This is a genomic window from Hymenobacter lucidus, from assembly GCF_020447265.1.
GTDB classification, from domain to species: Bacteria; Bacteroidota; Bacteroidia; order Cytophagales; family Hymenobacteraceae; genus Hymenobacter; species Hymenobacter lucidus.
The window spans coordinates 790989-806049 of sequence record NZ_JAJADR010000002.1 but is presented as its reverse complement, the minus strand read 5'-3'; the positions used below and the strand labels follow the sequence as shown (position 1 = coordinate 806049).

16 protein-coding genes are annotated in these 15061 nt (G+C 59.3%); 4 read left to right on the top strand and 12 right to left on the bottom strand.

Translation table 11 applies throughout. The features are described from left to right. Positions 1-48: 48 nt before the first annotated feature. Both LGH74_RS10205 and LGH74_RS10200 read right to left on the bottom strand, forming a co-directional pair. Positions 49-1206, bottom strand: a complete 1158-nt coding sequence (locus tag LGH74_RS10205; protein WP_226175341.1) for an efflux RND transporter periplasmic adaptor subunit — start codon at positions 1204-1206, stop codon at positions 49-51. A 177-nt stretch (positions 1207-1383) separates the two neighbouring features. Beyond that, complete coding sequence (locus LGH74_RS10200) at positions 1384-1878, bottom strand: YciE/YciF ferroxidase family protein (RefSeq protein WP_226175339.1); 495 nt, start codon at positions 1876-1878, stop codon at positions 1384-1386. 160 nt (positions 1879-2038) lie between these two features. On the opposite strand from LGH74_RS10200, the gene LGH74_RS10195 reads away from it, so the two are divergent. Further along, positions 2039-2401 carry an MGMT family protein gene (locus LGH74_RS10195; protein ID WP_226175337.1) on the top strand — a complete coding sequence of 121 codons (363 nt, stop codon included), beginning with the start codon at positions 2039-2041 and terminating at the stop codon, positions 2399-2401. Here LGH74_RS10195 and LGH74_RS10190 read toward each other — a convergent pair. The 9 genes from LGH74_RS10190 to xseA form a co-directional block, all read right to left on the bottom strand. Then, entirely contained in the window at positions 2398-3753 is a 1356-nt protein-coding gene (locus LGH74_RS10190) for a hypothetical protein (protein WP_226175330.1), read from the bottom strand. The two genes, LGH74_RS10195 and LGH74_RS10190, sit on opposite strands and share 4 nt — an antisense overlap. A 166-nt stretch (positions 3754-3919) precedes the next feature. Further along, positions 3920-4330: a response regulator gene (locus LGH74_RS10185; protein WP_226175328.1), complete on the bottom strand. Its 411-nt coding sequence runs from the start codon at positions 4328-4330 to the stop codon at positions 3920-3922. Beyond that, the gene (locus LGH74_RS10180; protein WP_226175326.1) at positions 4327-5142 is read right to left on the bottom strand and encodes a sensor histidine kinase; all 816 of its coding nucleotides are present in this window, start codon (positions 5140-5142) and stop codon (positions 4327-4329) included. The genes LGH74_RS10185 and LGH74_RS10180 overlap by 4 nt, the downstream gene beginning before the upstream one ends. Next, positions 5139-5828 (bottom strand): hypothetical protein, encoded by a 690-nt coding sequence (locus LGH74_RS10175; RefSeq protein WP_226175324.1) that lies wholly within the window; start codon positions 5826-5828, stop codon positions 5139-5141. The genes LGH74_RS10180 and LGH74_RS10175 overlap by 4 nt, the downstream gene beginning before the upstream one ends. Before the next feature lie 101 nt (positions 5829-5929). Further along, the gene (locus LGH74_RS10170; RefSeq protein WP_226175322.1) at positions 5930-6646 is read right to left on the bottom strand and encodes a hypothetical protein; all 717 of its coding nucleotides are present in this window, start codon (positions 6644-6646) and stop codon (positions 5930-5932) included. A gap of 167 nt (positions 6647-6813) precedes the next feature. Further along, on the bottom strand, positions 6814-7527 hold the full coding sequence (locus tag LGH74_RS10165) for a hypothetical protein (protein ID WP_226175316.1): 714 nt from the start codon (positions 7525-7527) through the stop codon (positions 6814-6816). Between the two features lie 34 nt (positions 7528-7561). Next, positions 7562-7888 carry a hypothetical protein gene (locus LGH74_RS10160; protein WP_226175315.1) on the bottom strand — a complete coding sequence of 109 codons (327 nt, stop codon included), beginning with the start codon at positions 7886-7888 and terminating at the stop codon, positions 7562-7564. 129 nt (positions 7889-8017) lie between these two features. Beyond that, on the bottom strand, positions 8018-8323 hold the full coding sequence (gene xseB, locus LGH74_RS10155) for an exodeoxyribonuclease VII small subunit (RefSeq protein ID WP_226175313.1): 306 nt from the start codon (positions 8321-8323) through the stop codon (positions 8018-8020). Then, on the bottom strand, positions 8320-9867 hold the full coding sequence (gene xseA, locus LGH74_RS10150) for an exodeoxyribonuclease VII large subunit (protein ID WP_226175306.1): 1548 nt from the start codon (positions 9865-9867) through the stop codon (positions 8320-8322). The genes xseB and xseA overlap by 4 nt, the downstream gene beginning before the upstream one ends. A gap of 230 nt (positions 9868-10097) precedes the next feature. Between xseA and LGH74_RS10145 the strand changes: the two genes are divergently transcribed. Continuing rightward, a complete protein-coding gene (locus LGH74_RS10145) occupies positions 10098-12197 on the top strand; it encodes a M13 family metallopeptidase (protein WP_226175304.1) in 2100 nt (699 codons plus the stop codon). A gap of 118 nt (positions 12198-12315) precedes the next feature. Beyond that, complete coding sequence (locus tag LGH74_RS10140) at positions 12316-12765, top strand: hypothetical protein (protein WP_226175302.1); 450 nt, start codon at positions 12316-12318, stop codon at positions 12763-12765. Between the two features lie 8 nt (positions 12766-12773). Here LGH74_RS10140 and LGH74_RS10135 read toward each other — a convergent pair whose 3' ends face one another. Beyond that, a complete protein-coding gene (locus LGH74_RS10135) occupies positions 12774-13541 on the bottom strand; it encodes a peptidylprolyl isomerase (RefSeq protein ID WP_226175300.1) in 768 nt (255 codons plus the stop codon). A gap of 350 nt (positions 13542-13891) precedes the next feature. Between LGH74_RS10135 and LGH74_RS10130 the strand changes: the two genes are divergently transcribed. Then, entirely contained in the window at positions 13892-14980 is a 1089-nt protein-coding gene (locus LGH74_RS10130) for an efflux RND transporter periplasmic adaptor subunit (RefSeq protein WP_226175299.1), read from the top strand. The last annotated feature ends 81 nt before the right edge of the window (positions 14981-15061 follow it).

Here is a 15061-nt window from a genome sequence, read left to right as displayed (position 1 = left end):
GCTTACCGCGAAATACGGCGAAACCCACTGCGCGGCACTGTGTGAAATCTATTTGGTGGCCTTCACGGCATCTCCCGGTTTCACCTGCAGAATGCCGGTGCGAATCACGGAATCCCCCACGGCCAGGCCGTCGGTAATCTGAATCACTTTGTCGGAGCGGATACCGATTTTGACTTTCTTCGGCACCATCTTCCCACCTTTTACAGTGTACACGCTGTAGCCGCTAGCCTCCGGAATCACCGATTCGGTGGGCACTTGCAGCGCGTCGGTCGATTCGCCGAGCTGCAGGTTCACTTTCACGAAAGCACCGGGGCGCAGCTCGTCGTTGGTATTGGCGTAGCGGGCGCGCACGGGCTGGGTGCGACTCACGGGGTCAATCTGCGGGTCGATGGCGTAGACCTTGGCGTCGTACTTTTTGTTGGTGCCTTCGTCCGTGATGCTGACCACGTCGCCAACCCGCACCTTGGAGGCAAAGCGGCCAGGTACGGCAAAGTCAATCTTAACCGGTCGCACGCGTGAAAGGGTCGTTATTTCAGTGCCGGGGCTTACGTAAGTGCCTACAGTAGCCGTGGTCAGGCCCAGCACCCCGTTGAACGGAGCCCGTACGTAGGCTTTGGCCAGTGAAGCCTGCAACGCCCGCAAGTCGGCCTGGGCCGTCTGGAGCTGGTTGTTGGCCTGCTCGTATTCCTGGGCGCTGATATATTCCTTGTCGAGCAAGGTGCGCTGGCGCTTTTCCTGGTCGCGGAACAGCTGGATGTTGTACTGTTGCTTGCGGATGGCGGCCTGCGCTTCGTCGGCATTAATGCTGAACAGCAGTTGCCCTTTGCTCACCGGCTGACCTTCCCGGATGTTGAGGCTGGTAATTTTGCCCGACAGCTCGCTCTTAATCACCACCGACTCATCGGCCATTACGGAGCCAGTAGCGGCTACTTCGTCGGAGAGGTTGGTGGGCTTCACCACATATACCTGCACGGGTAGTTTTTGGCCACCCCCTTTGCCGCCTGCCCCGCCGCCAGGGCCCCCTTTGCCACCGCCTCCGGCGGCGCCGCGGCCCCCGCCGCCACCTTTGGCATCGGCATTGGGCGAGGGAAAGTATTTGATCTTAACGAATACCAAAGCGGCAACAAGGGCCACAGCTATCAGAATCCACAACACCTTGCGCCCGGGGCGCGCCTCTGTTTCTACTGTTTCTTCTTCGTATTGCATGTATAAAGGGGTGTTTCCCAACTCAATCGATGCGGCCCCTGCTGGAGCCACTGACGTTCCACAACGACAGGCCGGCCCGAAGGGTTCGGGCAAATGCCGGGGCGTGGTTTGTCACAGGGGGTAAGACACAAAAAAAGCCTGCGGGTTGCAGGCTTTTTCTTTCAAGGGCCGCAGCCGCTACATGGCTTTGGCGTTTATCGAGCTCTTCGCCAGATTGTTAAGCAGAGTATCGGTAGCCTGCTCTTCCTGCAGCGTTTGGCGCAGCAACTCGGCGGCCTGGGAGTGGCCTAGGCGCTCGGCATAGTGGGCCGCCGTGCCGTAGCCGGCTATTTCGTAGTGTTCCACGCGTTGCGCGGCGGCAATTAGGGCGGCATCTTTTACCTCGTCGGTAGCATCTTCGGCAATGGTTTCCTTGCCCTCGGCCACCAAGCCCTGCATGGCTTTGCAGGTGTGGCCGTCCAGTTCCAGGTTCAGGCCGCGCCCGATTTGCTCGAGGCGGGCAAGCTGGTTCTTGGTTTCCTTCAGGTGGGTGTCGAAGGCTTGCTGCAGGCGTGGGTCACGGGCTTCCTTGGCCATATCGGGCAGGGCTTTGGTGAGCTGGGTTTCAGCGCTGTAAAGGTCTTTCAACTGCTCCTGAAACAGGTCATCGAGGCTTTTGAGTTTGTCGAACATAGCGGGTAGGGTTAGGTTGGGAGTGAAGGAATAGTGCTTTCCTGCGGGAGCAGGAGTACCCGTCTACGCGCCCCAACAGCAGTAGGTTCAGCTCGTGAAAACCACTGTTGAGCTTTGAATTGGCGGTATCCACCCGCGCATTTCCCCGTACTTTGACTCCATGAAGACGCCCAAAGAACCCACCGAAGCCCACCGTAACTTCTTCCGCGACGTGCACGACGTGGTGCGCCTGATTCCGGCCGGCCGCGTTACTACCTACGGTGCTATTGCCCACTACCTCGGTGCCCGGCACGGGGCCCGTATGGTGGGCTGGGCCATGATGGCGGCCCACCCGGCTGTGGGGCCGCAGGCCGTGCCGGCCTACCGCGTTGTAAACCGGCTGGGGCTGCTTACTGGTCGTCAGCACTTCGCCACACCCACGGCCATGCAGGAGTTTCTGGAAGCCGAGGGAATTCGGGTGGTCGACGACCAGGTGCAGGATTTCAAAACCCGATTCTGGGACCCCAGTGCCGAGCTGGTTTAGCGGCGCATCTTTTTCACGTAATAGTCGCCCTCCTTATTGGGCACGTATTCCAAAGAAGGCTTTTCGGCGTCGGTGCGGGCCTTTAGCTCCACGTACATCGTTTTGCCAAACACGGGAATGAAGGAATAACACCCAGACTCAGCACCGGCCAGGCAGAGCGAAATTTCCCGCGTTTTGCTGGTCCACGGAATCAGCACGAAGTCGTTGGCGGGCAGCGTCTGCAACTCCTGGCCGTTGAGCAGTACCGTGAGCGGCTTTTTGCTGCCGCCTGGCCGCCGGTACACCACTACCGAAGCCGTATCGTGCCGGGCCAGCTGGTCGAGGTAATCGAAGTCGGCAACGCGGCCGGTGGCCATGTCGAGCATATATTCCTGGGGCTCACCGTGCGTAGTAGCCGCCGCTACGGCGGCCCCGGCCAAGCCACCTACCACAGCCGCCGTGCTCATCGCGCCCGGGTCGGCGCTGGCCCAGCCGGTGAAGGTGAAATCGTCGCCGGCCCGCTTCAGGGGGTAGAAATGCTTTTGGCGCAATACGTACACCTGCTCCCCATCCGAAAAGCCCCATACGTCGCGCAAGGGCTGCGGACCGGTGGCCGTTGTTACCGAGGCTTCTACTTCTTCCGTAATGGGCCGGTTGCCGGCAACCGACTGCTCCACTTTCAGGCCGGGCGCGGCTTCGGGCTTGTTGTTGCGAAAGTCGAGAAAGGTGTAGTACACACCGGCGGGCCGGGAGGCCGCCGTCAGAATAGCATAGTCGTAGGGCAGGGACTTGCGGCCCCCGCGGTAGCGCACCTGCTCAGTGGTCAGAGCCGGGGCCAGGCTCAGGCGCTGCGCCCAGTCGATGGCGTTGAGCTGGGTGCAGGCCCGTTGCAGGCACGCCACGATGTTGTCGTCGTGGCGGCCGGTGGTTTCCAGGCCCTTACTTTCTTCCTGCTCAATGTAGCGCTGCACCACCTGGTAGCGGCCATCAGGCTGTTGGTACACAAAGTCGATATCCACGTCGGCGGTAGCCTTTTCCGAGGTTGCCTTGGTCTGCTCGCCGATGCGCAGCTCGTGCACGCGCATCAGCACGGGGCGGCTGCCGGGGCGGGGCGGCAGTTGCACCTGCAGCCAACCCCCAAGGCCGGCCGCCACGCCGCCCGCTAGATTGGCCGGAACCCGCACGTTGCCCATGCCCCGCTGCACCCACCCGATAATCTGGTGCTGCGCGCGTAAGTCGAGCACTTCGGTGATGTGAAAGGTGGGATTATCGACCACCAACTTCTGCTCCCGCAGGCTTACCTGGTATATTGGAGTTTGAGCGTGAGACTCACTGATGATGAAGCAAAGCAGGAGTAAAAGCCGAGGTTTCAAGGCAGTAGGGTAAGAAGTAAAGTCAAAGCTAAAAAGCCGGACGGAGTTTGCCAATAGCCCGACTATTACTGTCTTGTTGGGCTTAACAAATTAGTGGTTAGTGGCCCGGGCAAAAAAATACCCCTGACGAGCAGAGGCATTTCGGTAGAAAAGAAGGCTAATCGACCTACAGCACTGCCAGGCTGGGCCGGGTGGTAGCGTGGTCGGCCGCGGCCAGAATAGCGCCGCGCACTTCCTCGGGGTTGGCATTCTTGAGCAGGTAGCCGTGGGCGCCTTCGGTGTGCAGGCTATCAATGAGTTCGGGCTCGTCATGCATCGAGATGATGACCACCCGCACGCGGGGGTATTGGGCCCGCATCAGGCGCACAGTCTGCAAGCCATCCAGGGTGGGCATCTGCAAATCCATTAGCACTACGTCGGGTACAATGCCTTGGTCGAGGTGCTCCAGAAGCTCCTGGCCATCACCCGCTTCAAAGAGTACTTCCATATCAGGAAAGCCGCTAATGAGGGCACGCAGGCCCTTCCGAAACAGGATATGGTCGTCGACTACAGCTAAACGGATAGTAGGTGTGCTCATACAGAGGTAGTTAGGGCGGGCTTTTGATCGGCCGGAAGATACGGAATAGGGAAGGAAATCCAAACTTTGCTGCCCGCGCCCGGGGCCGAATCGTGGCGCAGGGTACCGTGCAGCACGGCTACGCGGCTGCGCAGGTTGGTGAGGCCCAGGCCCGAACGGGTACCTGGCGCGGGTGGCAGGTCGCCGGCGGCCGGGTCGAAACCCACGCCATTGTCGCGGTATTGGAGGGAAAGGTAGTCGGGGCCGAAGTCGACACTGACTTCGATGGTTTCGGCGTGGGCATGGCGCAGGCCGTTGCCCAGCAGCTCCTGCACCACCCGGAATACAATAAGCTCCCGTTTGGGGTCGAGGCGGCGGGGCTGGCCGCGCTGCTCGATGATAACGTGCGTAGGGCCATCGGCGGGCACGGTGCGGGCCAGCGCGTCGAGGGCAAAGGGTAAGCCGAATTTCTGGAGAGCAGCGGGCAGCAGGTTGCGTGAAATGCGCCTTACCTCACCAATGGCCTGATCGAGCAAGGCCGTAGCTTCCTCCGTAAGGTTGGGCTGGCCCAGGGTGCTCAGGTGCAGCTTGGCAATGGCTAGGGTAGTACCTACGCCATCGTGCAGGTCGGCAGCAATACGGCGGCGCTCATCCTCCTGGGCCAGCAGTGCTGCTTCCAGGGCCTGCTGCTGGGAGGCGTCGCGCACTTGGCGTAGCTGCTCCTGCTGCCGCAGCAGCCGCCGCTGGTAGCGCAGCACAAACCCGACGATACCCAGTGCCAGCAGCAGCAGCACCGGCGTGGCCAGCATCACCGGGAGGAGCCAGCTGTTCATGGCCGGGACTGGGAAGGCAGAGTACGACCTGCATACCAAAACGCCAAGGCAAATAACAGGTACTGAACCAGATTGACCATAGAATTAAGCGTATAAATCACCTGATGGCTCGCGTAGTCGGCGGGTGCAGAAAGCTTGTTGACGAACACATACAGCAATACAGTACCCGAAAAATACAAAACAACCGCGGTACTTACCAAAAAAAGTGGGTCTTGCTCCAGTCGGGTAATATGGAGCTCATTGAGCAGCTGCTCGAAATAGAGCAGGGCCAGCCCGATAAGCAGCGCGCTTTGCGCCACATGGGTGTAGGAGTTGACCTGCTGCAGTCCTTCCAGATACAGCGAGTCGAGGAAGGCGAAAACAGTAAAGCCCACGGCCGCGAATTGGATGAGCAGCCGGACGGCTGGTGACGAAAGGGTAAGGTAGTAGATGCGAAAAAACAGCAGCGTCTGGACCAGGGTAAAGAAGTGCCAGATACCGTAGCTCCAGGCTGGCCGGTACAGCTCTACCAGGCTCGAGGCTAATAGCACCAGCTCCGTAAATACCAGATAGACCGTCATCAGACGCATCGTTTTGGGCAGCCGTGGCCAGCGCCAGAAAGCCAGTCCCAGCGGCAGCAGCACCACCAGACTGGCCGTTTGCTCCAGGTATTCACAGAAGGTGAGAAGCCACGAAGGAATATGCATGCAAAACGTGGCAGAGGTGTGGGAGAAGGGGCGAAGGGCGAGAGAAAATTACAAAATCTCGCAGAAGTTTGGCAGGATTAGATGGGAAAATGAGCTGACTACTATAGGTAACCGTTGGGCCATCCCAGGGGCACATCAGCAGCTTCTATTTGTCGATTACCGTTCCAGAGTGCAATAGCCAGAAAGGTGTTGAATACAATCAGCAGAATAAACTGGATAATATACATCATCCAAATTAGGTCGGGCTGGTTCTGCAACTGGCCCTCCAGTACAAATACCATCAGCGTGCCGGCGTAGTAAAGGATAGAGCCCACACTAACCATAAACATAGAATCCTGGCCTAGGTCAATGTTGCGCAGCTCACGCAGGGTCTGCTCGAAATAGGCTACGGCTGCGCTGATAAGTAGAATGCTCTGCGCCACGTGGGTATACACATCCTGCGCGGCGCGAAAGTTGCCTCCGTTGAGATAGAGTAATTCGAAGAGGTAGATGCCGGTAAAGATGCCCAAAGCCGCCAGCAGAATCTGGCGGGCCCGCTCCGAGTGCAGGCAGCCGTAATAGGCCCAGCCGAGCAGCAGCGTTTCGCCAACGGTGGCCAGCTGCAGAAACAAAACATTGTTGTGCAGCACATGCCGGCCAAATTCGGCCAGGGCGCCGTTTAGTAGGCAGCCCGGAATCAGCACAAACCAGAATAAGGGCCGGTATACCGCCTGTAGGCTGCGCCAACGGTACAAGCCTACGCCCAACGGTATCAGGTAGGTAAGCAGGGCTACGACGTTGAACAGTTTGGCAAAACGTACCAGCTCCTCGCTATTCAAGGGTATTTATCATAAGAGCGGGTACTGACAAAGGGCGAGGCAGGGGAGGAGTGGGCTTCGCAGGCAATGAATCCAACTACGGAAACTGCGCAGTGGCTGGGTGCTGGGAGCAGCCGCCAGCAACACCGAGCCATGCTTTCGTGAAGCTGTCTTTCTCGGCGTAGCGTCTAGTTACTGGAGGCAGAGGAGGGTAAGGAGTGGCTAGGTACTGATCGGCCGGCATGACGAAGAGCAATAGCCAGTAGAATGTTGAACCCGATGAGTAAGATGGATTCAACAATGTACATAACCCATATTTGATTAGTTTGCTGCTGTTTGTGCATGGAATCTTCCAACACGAAGACCATTAGTGTGCCCGAGTAGTACAGCGTGACGCCAACACTGACCAGAAATACCGGGTCGCGCTCCAGCCGAATATTTCGCAGCTCTCGGAGTACCTGCTCAAAATAGACAAGAGCTGCTCCAACCAAAAGAATGCTCTGAGAAACACGCGTATATGTGCGGGCTCCATACAGCCCGTGCAGGTAGAATGACTCGAAGGAAGCCACTAGCACGAACAGCGCGACCCCTATCAGCAGCCACCGACGATTTCGCAGGGTATGAAATGCATGATAGTATACCCAGCTAAGGAAGAGTGTCTCGGTCCAGGCAATCAGGTAAATGAACAGGATGTTGCTGTGCCATACCTGCCGGCCAACTTCTGACAGAATATTTAGTGTCAGGCTGGTCAACAAGGCACCCAGTATAAAGCGCCGATGCTCCGGCAGTAAAGAAGGCCAACGCCAGATGCATACCAGCAAAGGCAATAAATAGCTGACTACTGACACCAGGTTCAGTTGTTTAGCTAAGCTAACCAGTTCAGTACTATCTAACGTTGGCATTCTAGAGTGCGGAGTAAGGCAGGCGTATTGCTTTTTACATCAGAGGGCTACTTGAAGCACAGCACGTAGGGCAGGCCGGCCCGGAGGCCAGCATGACTTTATCCGTAAGGTCGTTTTCATCCGCTTTTACGCCGACCAGGACAAAGCCCGGAGCACCGTTGTCATCTACAGCGTTATAGATGCGGATGCCCATGAATTCTGATCCACAGTCGTCTATCAGTTCTTTGAGCTTGTTTTTACCGAAAAACTGGCCATTGAATACCGGCTTAGAATCATCGGGCCATTCCCGATAATTATGCGTCATGCCTGCTGCTACTGTTTCGGTTACAATGGAGCCTTCGTTGCCATCGAATACTGACATACTGCGGTGTGGTTAGGAGGTATTAAAGAAAGATTTGAACAAATTTGTTCTCAAATAGAACATCCAAATATAGGGCAAACCGTAGCGGATGCAAGCAACCTAACTCTTTTCCTTAAACCCCGGCCGCTGCTAAAACGGCAGCTGACCAGTAGCCCGACCCTTGCCCGGTGGGCGGCTGGGACCAGTCGGCGGGGTAGGCGGGGGCAGCTCGGCTTCGTCCGTGGGGTCGTGGTCGTCTTCCTCTTCCAGGTTTTCAAACACCCGCTCAATGGCCGACTCCGCGTTGCGCAGCTTTTGCTTGCAGAGTCGAATCAGCTCGGCCGAACGGTGCACGCGGGCCGTCAGGTCGTCTACGTCAACGGTATCGGTTTCAAGGGCCCGCAGAATGGTTTCGAGCTCTTCAATGGCTTGGCGGTAGGTGGTATCGTTGGTCATGAGTGCGGGGCCGAATTGGCCGAACTATCGGAAGCGGATAAGGCCGGAGCCAGATGCGGGGTGCGGTCCGTAATCTGGGCGGCCAGCGTGAGGTGGGGCAACAGCAGCCGTACTTCGTCGCCGGGCTGCAGGGTAGTATCGGGTTGCGGCTGGTCGGTGATAAGCTGCACGTAGCCGTGGCGGGCCAGGGCAGCGGCATCGGGCAGCGGGGGCGTGCTGAGCTGGGCTAGCCGGAGCGTGGCCCGGTGCAAAAGTCGCTCGGCAGCCAGCTGCAGTTGGTAGCGGTGGCGCAGCAGCTGCTCGCGGCGGCGGCGGTGCAGGCGCCGAAACCGCTGGGCCAGCGCCCGGCCAAACGTGCGCAGCTGCTGTTGCTGCCGCACCAGGGCCCGGCGGGTGCTGCGGTGCAGCACGTGGCGGTGGCGGCTCAGGTGGCGCTGCTGCTGCTGCACCACCTGGCGCGGCACAGTAGCTGCTATTCGGATGCGCTGGTATAGCTCGGCGCGGTGGCCTTGCAGCTGCTCGCGTGCAGCCTGAAATACGTAGCGGCCCGCCTGCCCGAGCAGGTCGGCAGCCTCGTCGAGCTGCCGGGCGGCCAGTTCCCGAATCCGGTCGGCGTAGCCCGAAAATACCGCGTCGAGGCGGGCCAGGCGCTCGGCCAGAAAGGCGGCCACAGCCGTGGGCGTTTTCAGGGCCAGGTGCGCCGTCAGGTCTAGCACCGCTTCGTCGCGCTCGTGCCCGATACCCGTGAGTACCGGCAGCGGAAAAGCACCCACGGCGGCGGCCAGCCCGTAGTCGTCGAAGGCTAACAGGTCGGTTTTGGCCCCGCCACCCCGGATAATGACGACTACATCAAAAGCCGCCCGCTGCGCCCGGATGCCATCCAGCGCCGCCAGAATGCTGGCCGGCGACTCGGTGCCCTGCATCACAGCCGGAAACAGGGCCACGGCAAAGTCGTAGGGCGACTCGCCGAGCTGCTGCACGAAATCCTGGAAGCCGGCCGCCGTGGGCGACGAAATGACGGCCAAGCGCTGCGGGCCCAGCGGTAGGGGTAGCTTTTTCTGGCGCTCCAGCAGGCCTTTGGCTTCCAGCTTGCGCACGGTTTCGAGGCGCTGCCGGGCCAGGTCGCCCACGGTGTAGCTCGGGTCGATGGTCAATACGTCGAGGCTCAGCCCGTACTGCTCGTGAAACTTGACCTGCACCCGCAGCATCAGCTTGAGGCCCGGCCGCAGCTCTTGGCCGGTCTGGTCTAGGAAGGCCGGGGCCAGCTGCTGGTAGCGCTGGCTCCAGATGGTGGCCCGGGCCTGGGCTTTGAGTTGGGCCCCGCGGCCGGTAACGTGCTGGTCGGTGAGCACGAGGTAGCAGTGGCCGCCGTCGTGGCGGGGTAGGGTGAGGTCGGCAATTTCGGCTAGCACCCAGTAGGAGTCGGCAAAGCGGGTTTCCACGGCTTGGCGCACCCGCACCAGCAGCTCGGCCAGGGGCATAGCTACGGGCGGCAGGGCAGGAGCAAGGCCCGGTTCCGGACGACGATTAAACAGGGGCGGCATAGGGCAGCAAGGTACGAATTAGGGGCGCGGCAACCAGCGGGCAATAAGGCAACGGTTCGGCGGCATCCCGCATCTTTACCACGCCAGCCGGCTATGCAACCCGCAGGCCGAGCCAATGTTGGCGGTTTGGGACGAAAAGCCCGCCGCCGGCAAAAGAACAGCCCAGTGCCGTCAATGACCTTTTTCTTTTACCTTTCCAGCCAAACCCGCCTTTCTACTAACCTTTCCGCATGAAAAACAGAAACAAACTAACCCTGGCCGCCGTAGCTGCCGCTGGCCTGACTCTGGCTGGCTGCGCCACCAGCAATACCGCTGCCACTACCACCGCCCCGGCTGCCACTGCTGCTACAACGCCCGCCGAGGAGCCCGTAGTGAAAGGCGTGGGCCTGGACGTGGCTAACATCGATAAAACGGTGGCCCCCTGCGACAACTTCTTTCAGTATGCTTCGGGCAACTGGCTGAAAAACAATCCGATTCCGGAAGCCGAGGTAAGCTGGGGCAGCTTCAATGAGCTCTTCGACAAGAACAACGCCGTGCAGCGCCAGATTCTGGACGAAGCTGCCGCCAACCGCAATGCCGCCAAAGGCACGAACGAGCAGAAAGTAGGCGACTTCTACGCTTCCGCTATGGACTCGATGGCCATCGAAAAAGCCGGCATTGCGCCCCTAAAACCCGAGCTGGCCCGCATCGACGCTATTAAGGATCTGAAAGGACTGCAGGCCTCGCTGGGCCGACAGCAACTCATCGGCACCGGCTCGGTGTTCAATATGGGCGTGGGCCAGGACGAGAAAAACACCACCCAGTATGCCGTGCTGCTCTACCAGGGCGGCCTGCGCATGCCCGACCGGGACTACTACCTGCGCGATGATGCCCGCTCCAAGGCCATTCGCAGCGCCTACGTCACCTACATTACCAACACGTTTAAGCTGATGGGCGAAACGCCGGCCGTAGCCGCGAAGAATGCCGCTACCATCATGCGTCTGGAAACCCGCTTGGCCAAAGCCAGCAAAAGCCGCGTGGACCTGCGCGACCCCCAGGCCAACTACAACAAAATGACCGTGGCGGAACTGCAGAAGCAGTTTCCCAACGTGGGCTTTCCTACCCTGCTGGCCCAGCAGAACCTCTCGGCCGCCAAAACCATCATCGTGGGCCAGCCCGCTTTCGTGAAGGAAGCCAACGTGATGCTGAAGGCCGAGCCCATTGCCGACTGGAAAACCTATCTGCGCTGGCACCTGGTTAGCTCGGTGGCCAATGCCCTGCCCAAAGCCTACGTCGACGAAACCTTCAAGTACAACCAGCTGCTGACCGGCGCCAAGAAAATGCAGCCGCGCTGGAAGCGGATGCTGCGTTCGACGGACGCCGCCCTGGGCGAAGCTTTCGGCCAGGTGTACGTGGATAAGGCCTTCACACCGGAAGCCAAAGCCAAGGCCCTGGAGATGGTCAATAACCTGAAAGCTGCCTTTGCCGAGCACATTCAGAGTAACGAGTGGATGAGCGCCGCTACTAAGGCTGAGGCGCTGAAAAAGCTCAACGCCTTTACCGTTAAAATCGGCTACCCCGACAAGTGGAAGGACTATTCGGCCCTGAGCATCACCCGCGACTCTTACCTGCAAAACGTGCTGGCCTCGCGCATGTGGGCGGCCAACGACGAGAACAGCAAGTTCGGCAAGCCCATCGACCGGAACGAGTGGGGCATGACGCCGCCCACAGTGAATGCCTACTACAACCCGCCGATGAACGAAATCGTGTTTCCGGCCGGTATTCTGCAGCCGCCCTTCTACGACCCCAAGGCTGATGACGCGGTAAACTACGGGGGCATCGGGGCCGTAATCGGCCACGAAATGACCCACGGCTTCGACGACCAGGGCCGGCAGTACGACTCGGAAGGCAACCTGCGCGACTGGTGGACCAAGGAAGACGCCGACAAGTTTACCCAGCGGGCCGCGCTGGTAGGCAGCCAGTTCGACGCCTTCACGCCCCTTGATTCGGTGCACGTGAACGGCAAGCTCACGATGGGCGAAAATCTGGCCGACCTCGGCGGGCTCAACATTGCTTACACGGCCCTGCAAAAGACGCTGGCGGGCAAGCCCAAAACCAAGGTCGATGGCTTCACGCCCGAGCAGCGCTTCTTCCTGGCCTACGCCCAGATCTGGCGCACCAACCAGCGCCCCGAGGCCATTCGCCAGCAGGTACTCACCGACCCGCACTCTCCGGCCCAGTTCCGCACCAACGGGCCGCTGCAGAACATGCCCCAGTTCTTCGAGGCCTTTGGCTGCAAGGACGACGCCAAAATGGTACGCGCCACCGCCGAGCGGGCTAAGATCTGGTAGTCGCCGGATACCGGTTTGTTGTTTATTGAAAAGGAGGCTGACCTGGTGTCAGCCTCCTTTTTTTGTGCGTGCCGCACCGGTCCGGCCCTACTTTCTACCCCGTGCTTTATCTTGCGGCATGCAAAAAACGCTGTTCGCACCCTTGCTGGGTGCCTTGCTGCTCTGCGGGGCCTGCCAGTCTTCCTCCGATTCCAAGCAAGCTGCGCAGGAGCCGGCGGCTGCCGAAACCGAAGTGCCGCCGCCGCCGCCCTCCGAGCCGAAGTTCCGGGTAGATAACCCACTGGTGGGCGACGTGTACGTGGTGCGGTTTCAACCCCAGGGCACCACCAATACGCGCTATTTTTTCTACCACCTCTACCGCGTCACGCCCGACAGCGCCTACCTGCACCCGGCCCGCAAGGAAGCCGCCGACCCGGCCGCCGACCTGACCCAGCCCGACTTCCAGGCGTCGGATAAAATCATTGGCTACACCCGCGCCGAACTATCCGGCCTGCTGCAGCCCCAGGCCGGCGACGCACTCAAAACCCAGCTGGTAAACGTGCGGCGAGCGGTACAATCCGAGAAATAGCCAGCTGCTTACTTCAGCACATCAATCTTGATGTCGACGTCCTTGACGGGCCACTTATCGGGCGTGACGGGCTCGGCGGCAATTTTGTCGATTACCTCCAGACCCTCCACTACTTCCCCGAAAACGGTGTACTTGCCATCCAGGGAAGGGGCGCCGCCTACCGTGGCGTACACGCGCTGCTGCTCGGCCGTGAGTGGCCGGCCCGCCATGGCCTGCGACTGATCGGGCGTGAGTTTCTCGCCCTGCACTAGGTAAAAATCGGTGTTGGAAGACAGCTTGCCCGGGTTTTTTTCGTCGTCGAAGCGGGCCATGCCCAGGGCCCCGCGCTTATGAAAGTGTGCCGTGCTGATTTCGGGTGGCAAGTGGTAGGGCGTAATCCGAATGGTGCGGTGGTCGGAGCGGCCCCCCTGAATGGCAAAGCCATTAACCACCCGGTTGAAAACGGTTTCATCAAACACGCCTTTGCGGGCCAGCAGCAGGAAGTTGGCCTTGTGGATGGGCGTGTCATCGTAGAGGCGCACGCGCATGTCGCCGTGGCGGGTGTGCAGCACCAGCTCCGAGCCCGGGTACTGCTGCCCGTACTCCCGAAGCACACTCGCGGCGTTGGAATCGGCCAGCGTTACCAGGTCGGGGCCGGGCACCGGGGCGGGCGTGGCGGCGGCAGGGGCCTCAGTTACTGGCGGCGTCTGGTTGCAGCCGACTAGCCACAGGCCCGCCGTGAGCAGTGCGCCGCAGCGGGCCGCGGTAGGAAATAGGGGCCTGGGAAAAGATGCCATTGGAAGTAGAATGAGGGCGGAAGGAAAGGAGCGGGACGGTGCGGGGACGAATAAGGCGGTTGTTTCCTCTACGAGGGCAGTAACCCAAAAGTAAAGTATCGGGGGCACAAGCCATATTCCTGGCCAATGGCGGCTGATGCGTATTGCCGGCGGCGCGTGGGAATACCACCCGTGGCCAGACTGCGCTGTGGGCCTTACTGACGGGCTTTGCTCAGCATAATTTGCTGCTTCGAGCAGAATATGGCCTGCTTCATATTCACTTCACGCAACCGGCGCTTGGTTTGTGCGCTGAACCTGTGAAACCCTGTATGACCCGCCGCATTTTACCGCCAGTCTGCCTTACATTTCTGATGAAAAGAACATTCCTGCTCACTCTGCTGAGCTTGTGCAGCGTGCAATGCTTTACTAGCTGCGCCCACAAAGAAGAGGTTAAAGAAGAAAAAGTGAAATTCCTGGTCACTAGTCCGCTGCAGCAGGATACGACCATCACCAAGGAGTACGTCTCGCAGATTCACTCCATCCAGCACATTGAGGTGCGGGCCCTGGAAAAAGGCTATCTGCAGAAGATTTTCGTGGACGAGGGGCAGAGCATCGAGAAGGGGCAACTCATGTTCCAGATCATGCCCCTGCTGTACCAGGCCGAGCTGAAAAAAGCCGAGGCCGAGGCTAAATTCGTCAGCATCGAGTATCAGAATACCAAGAAGCTGGCCGATGGTAAAATCGTGTCGCCCAACGAACTGGCCCTCTCACAGGCGAAAGTAGAAAAGGCCAAAGCGGAGGTGTCGCTGGCTCAGACGCACCTGGGCTTCACCACCATCCGGGCGCCGTTCAGCGGCATCATGGACCACTTCCAGGCCCGGCTCGGTAGCCTCGTCGATGAGGGTGACCTGCTCACGACTCTCTCCGATAACAGCAAAATGTGGGTGTACTTCAATGTGCCCGAAGCCGAGTATCTGGCTTATAAAACCCACGTGCAGGCTGAGGATAAGCCGCACGTCAAGCTGCGCATGGCCAACAATGAGGAATTCGAGTATCCCGGCATTGTGCAAACCATCGAAGCCGACTTCAATAATGAAACCGGCAACATTGCCTTCCGGGCTACTTTCCCCAACCCTAAGGGGCTGCTGCGCAACGGCGAAACCGGCAGCGTGCTAATGACCGTGCCGCTGAAAAATGCCCTGATTGTACCCCAGAAAGCCACTTTTGAAGTGTTGGAAAAGAAATTCCTGTATGTGGTCGATAGCCACAACGTGGTGCATCAGCGCGAAGTGACCGTGGCCTCCGAAATGCCGGACCTCTACATCATCTCCTCTGGGCTGAAAGCGGGCGACAAAATCATGCTCGAAGGCATCCGCAAAGTGAAGGACGGCGACAAAATCGACTTCACCTACCAGGAGCCCAAGTCGGTCATTGCCCACCTGAAAGTGTACTCTGAATAGTTGTTGGCTGTTGGTTGTCAGTTGTTAGTGCGTTTTTATCCTAACAACTGACAACGAGCAACGGACAACTAAACTCATCCG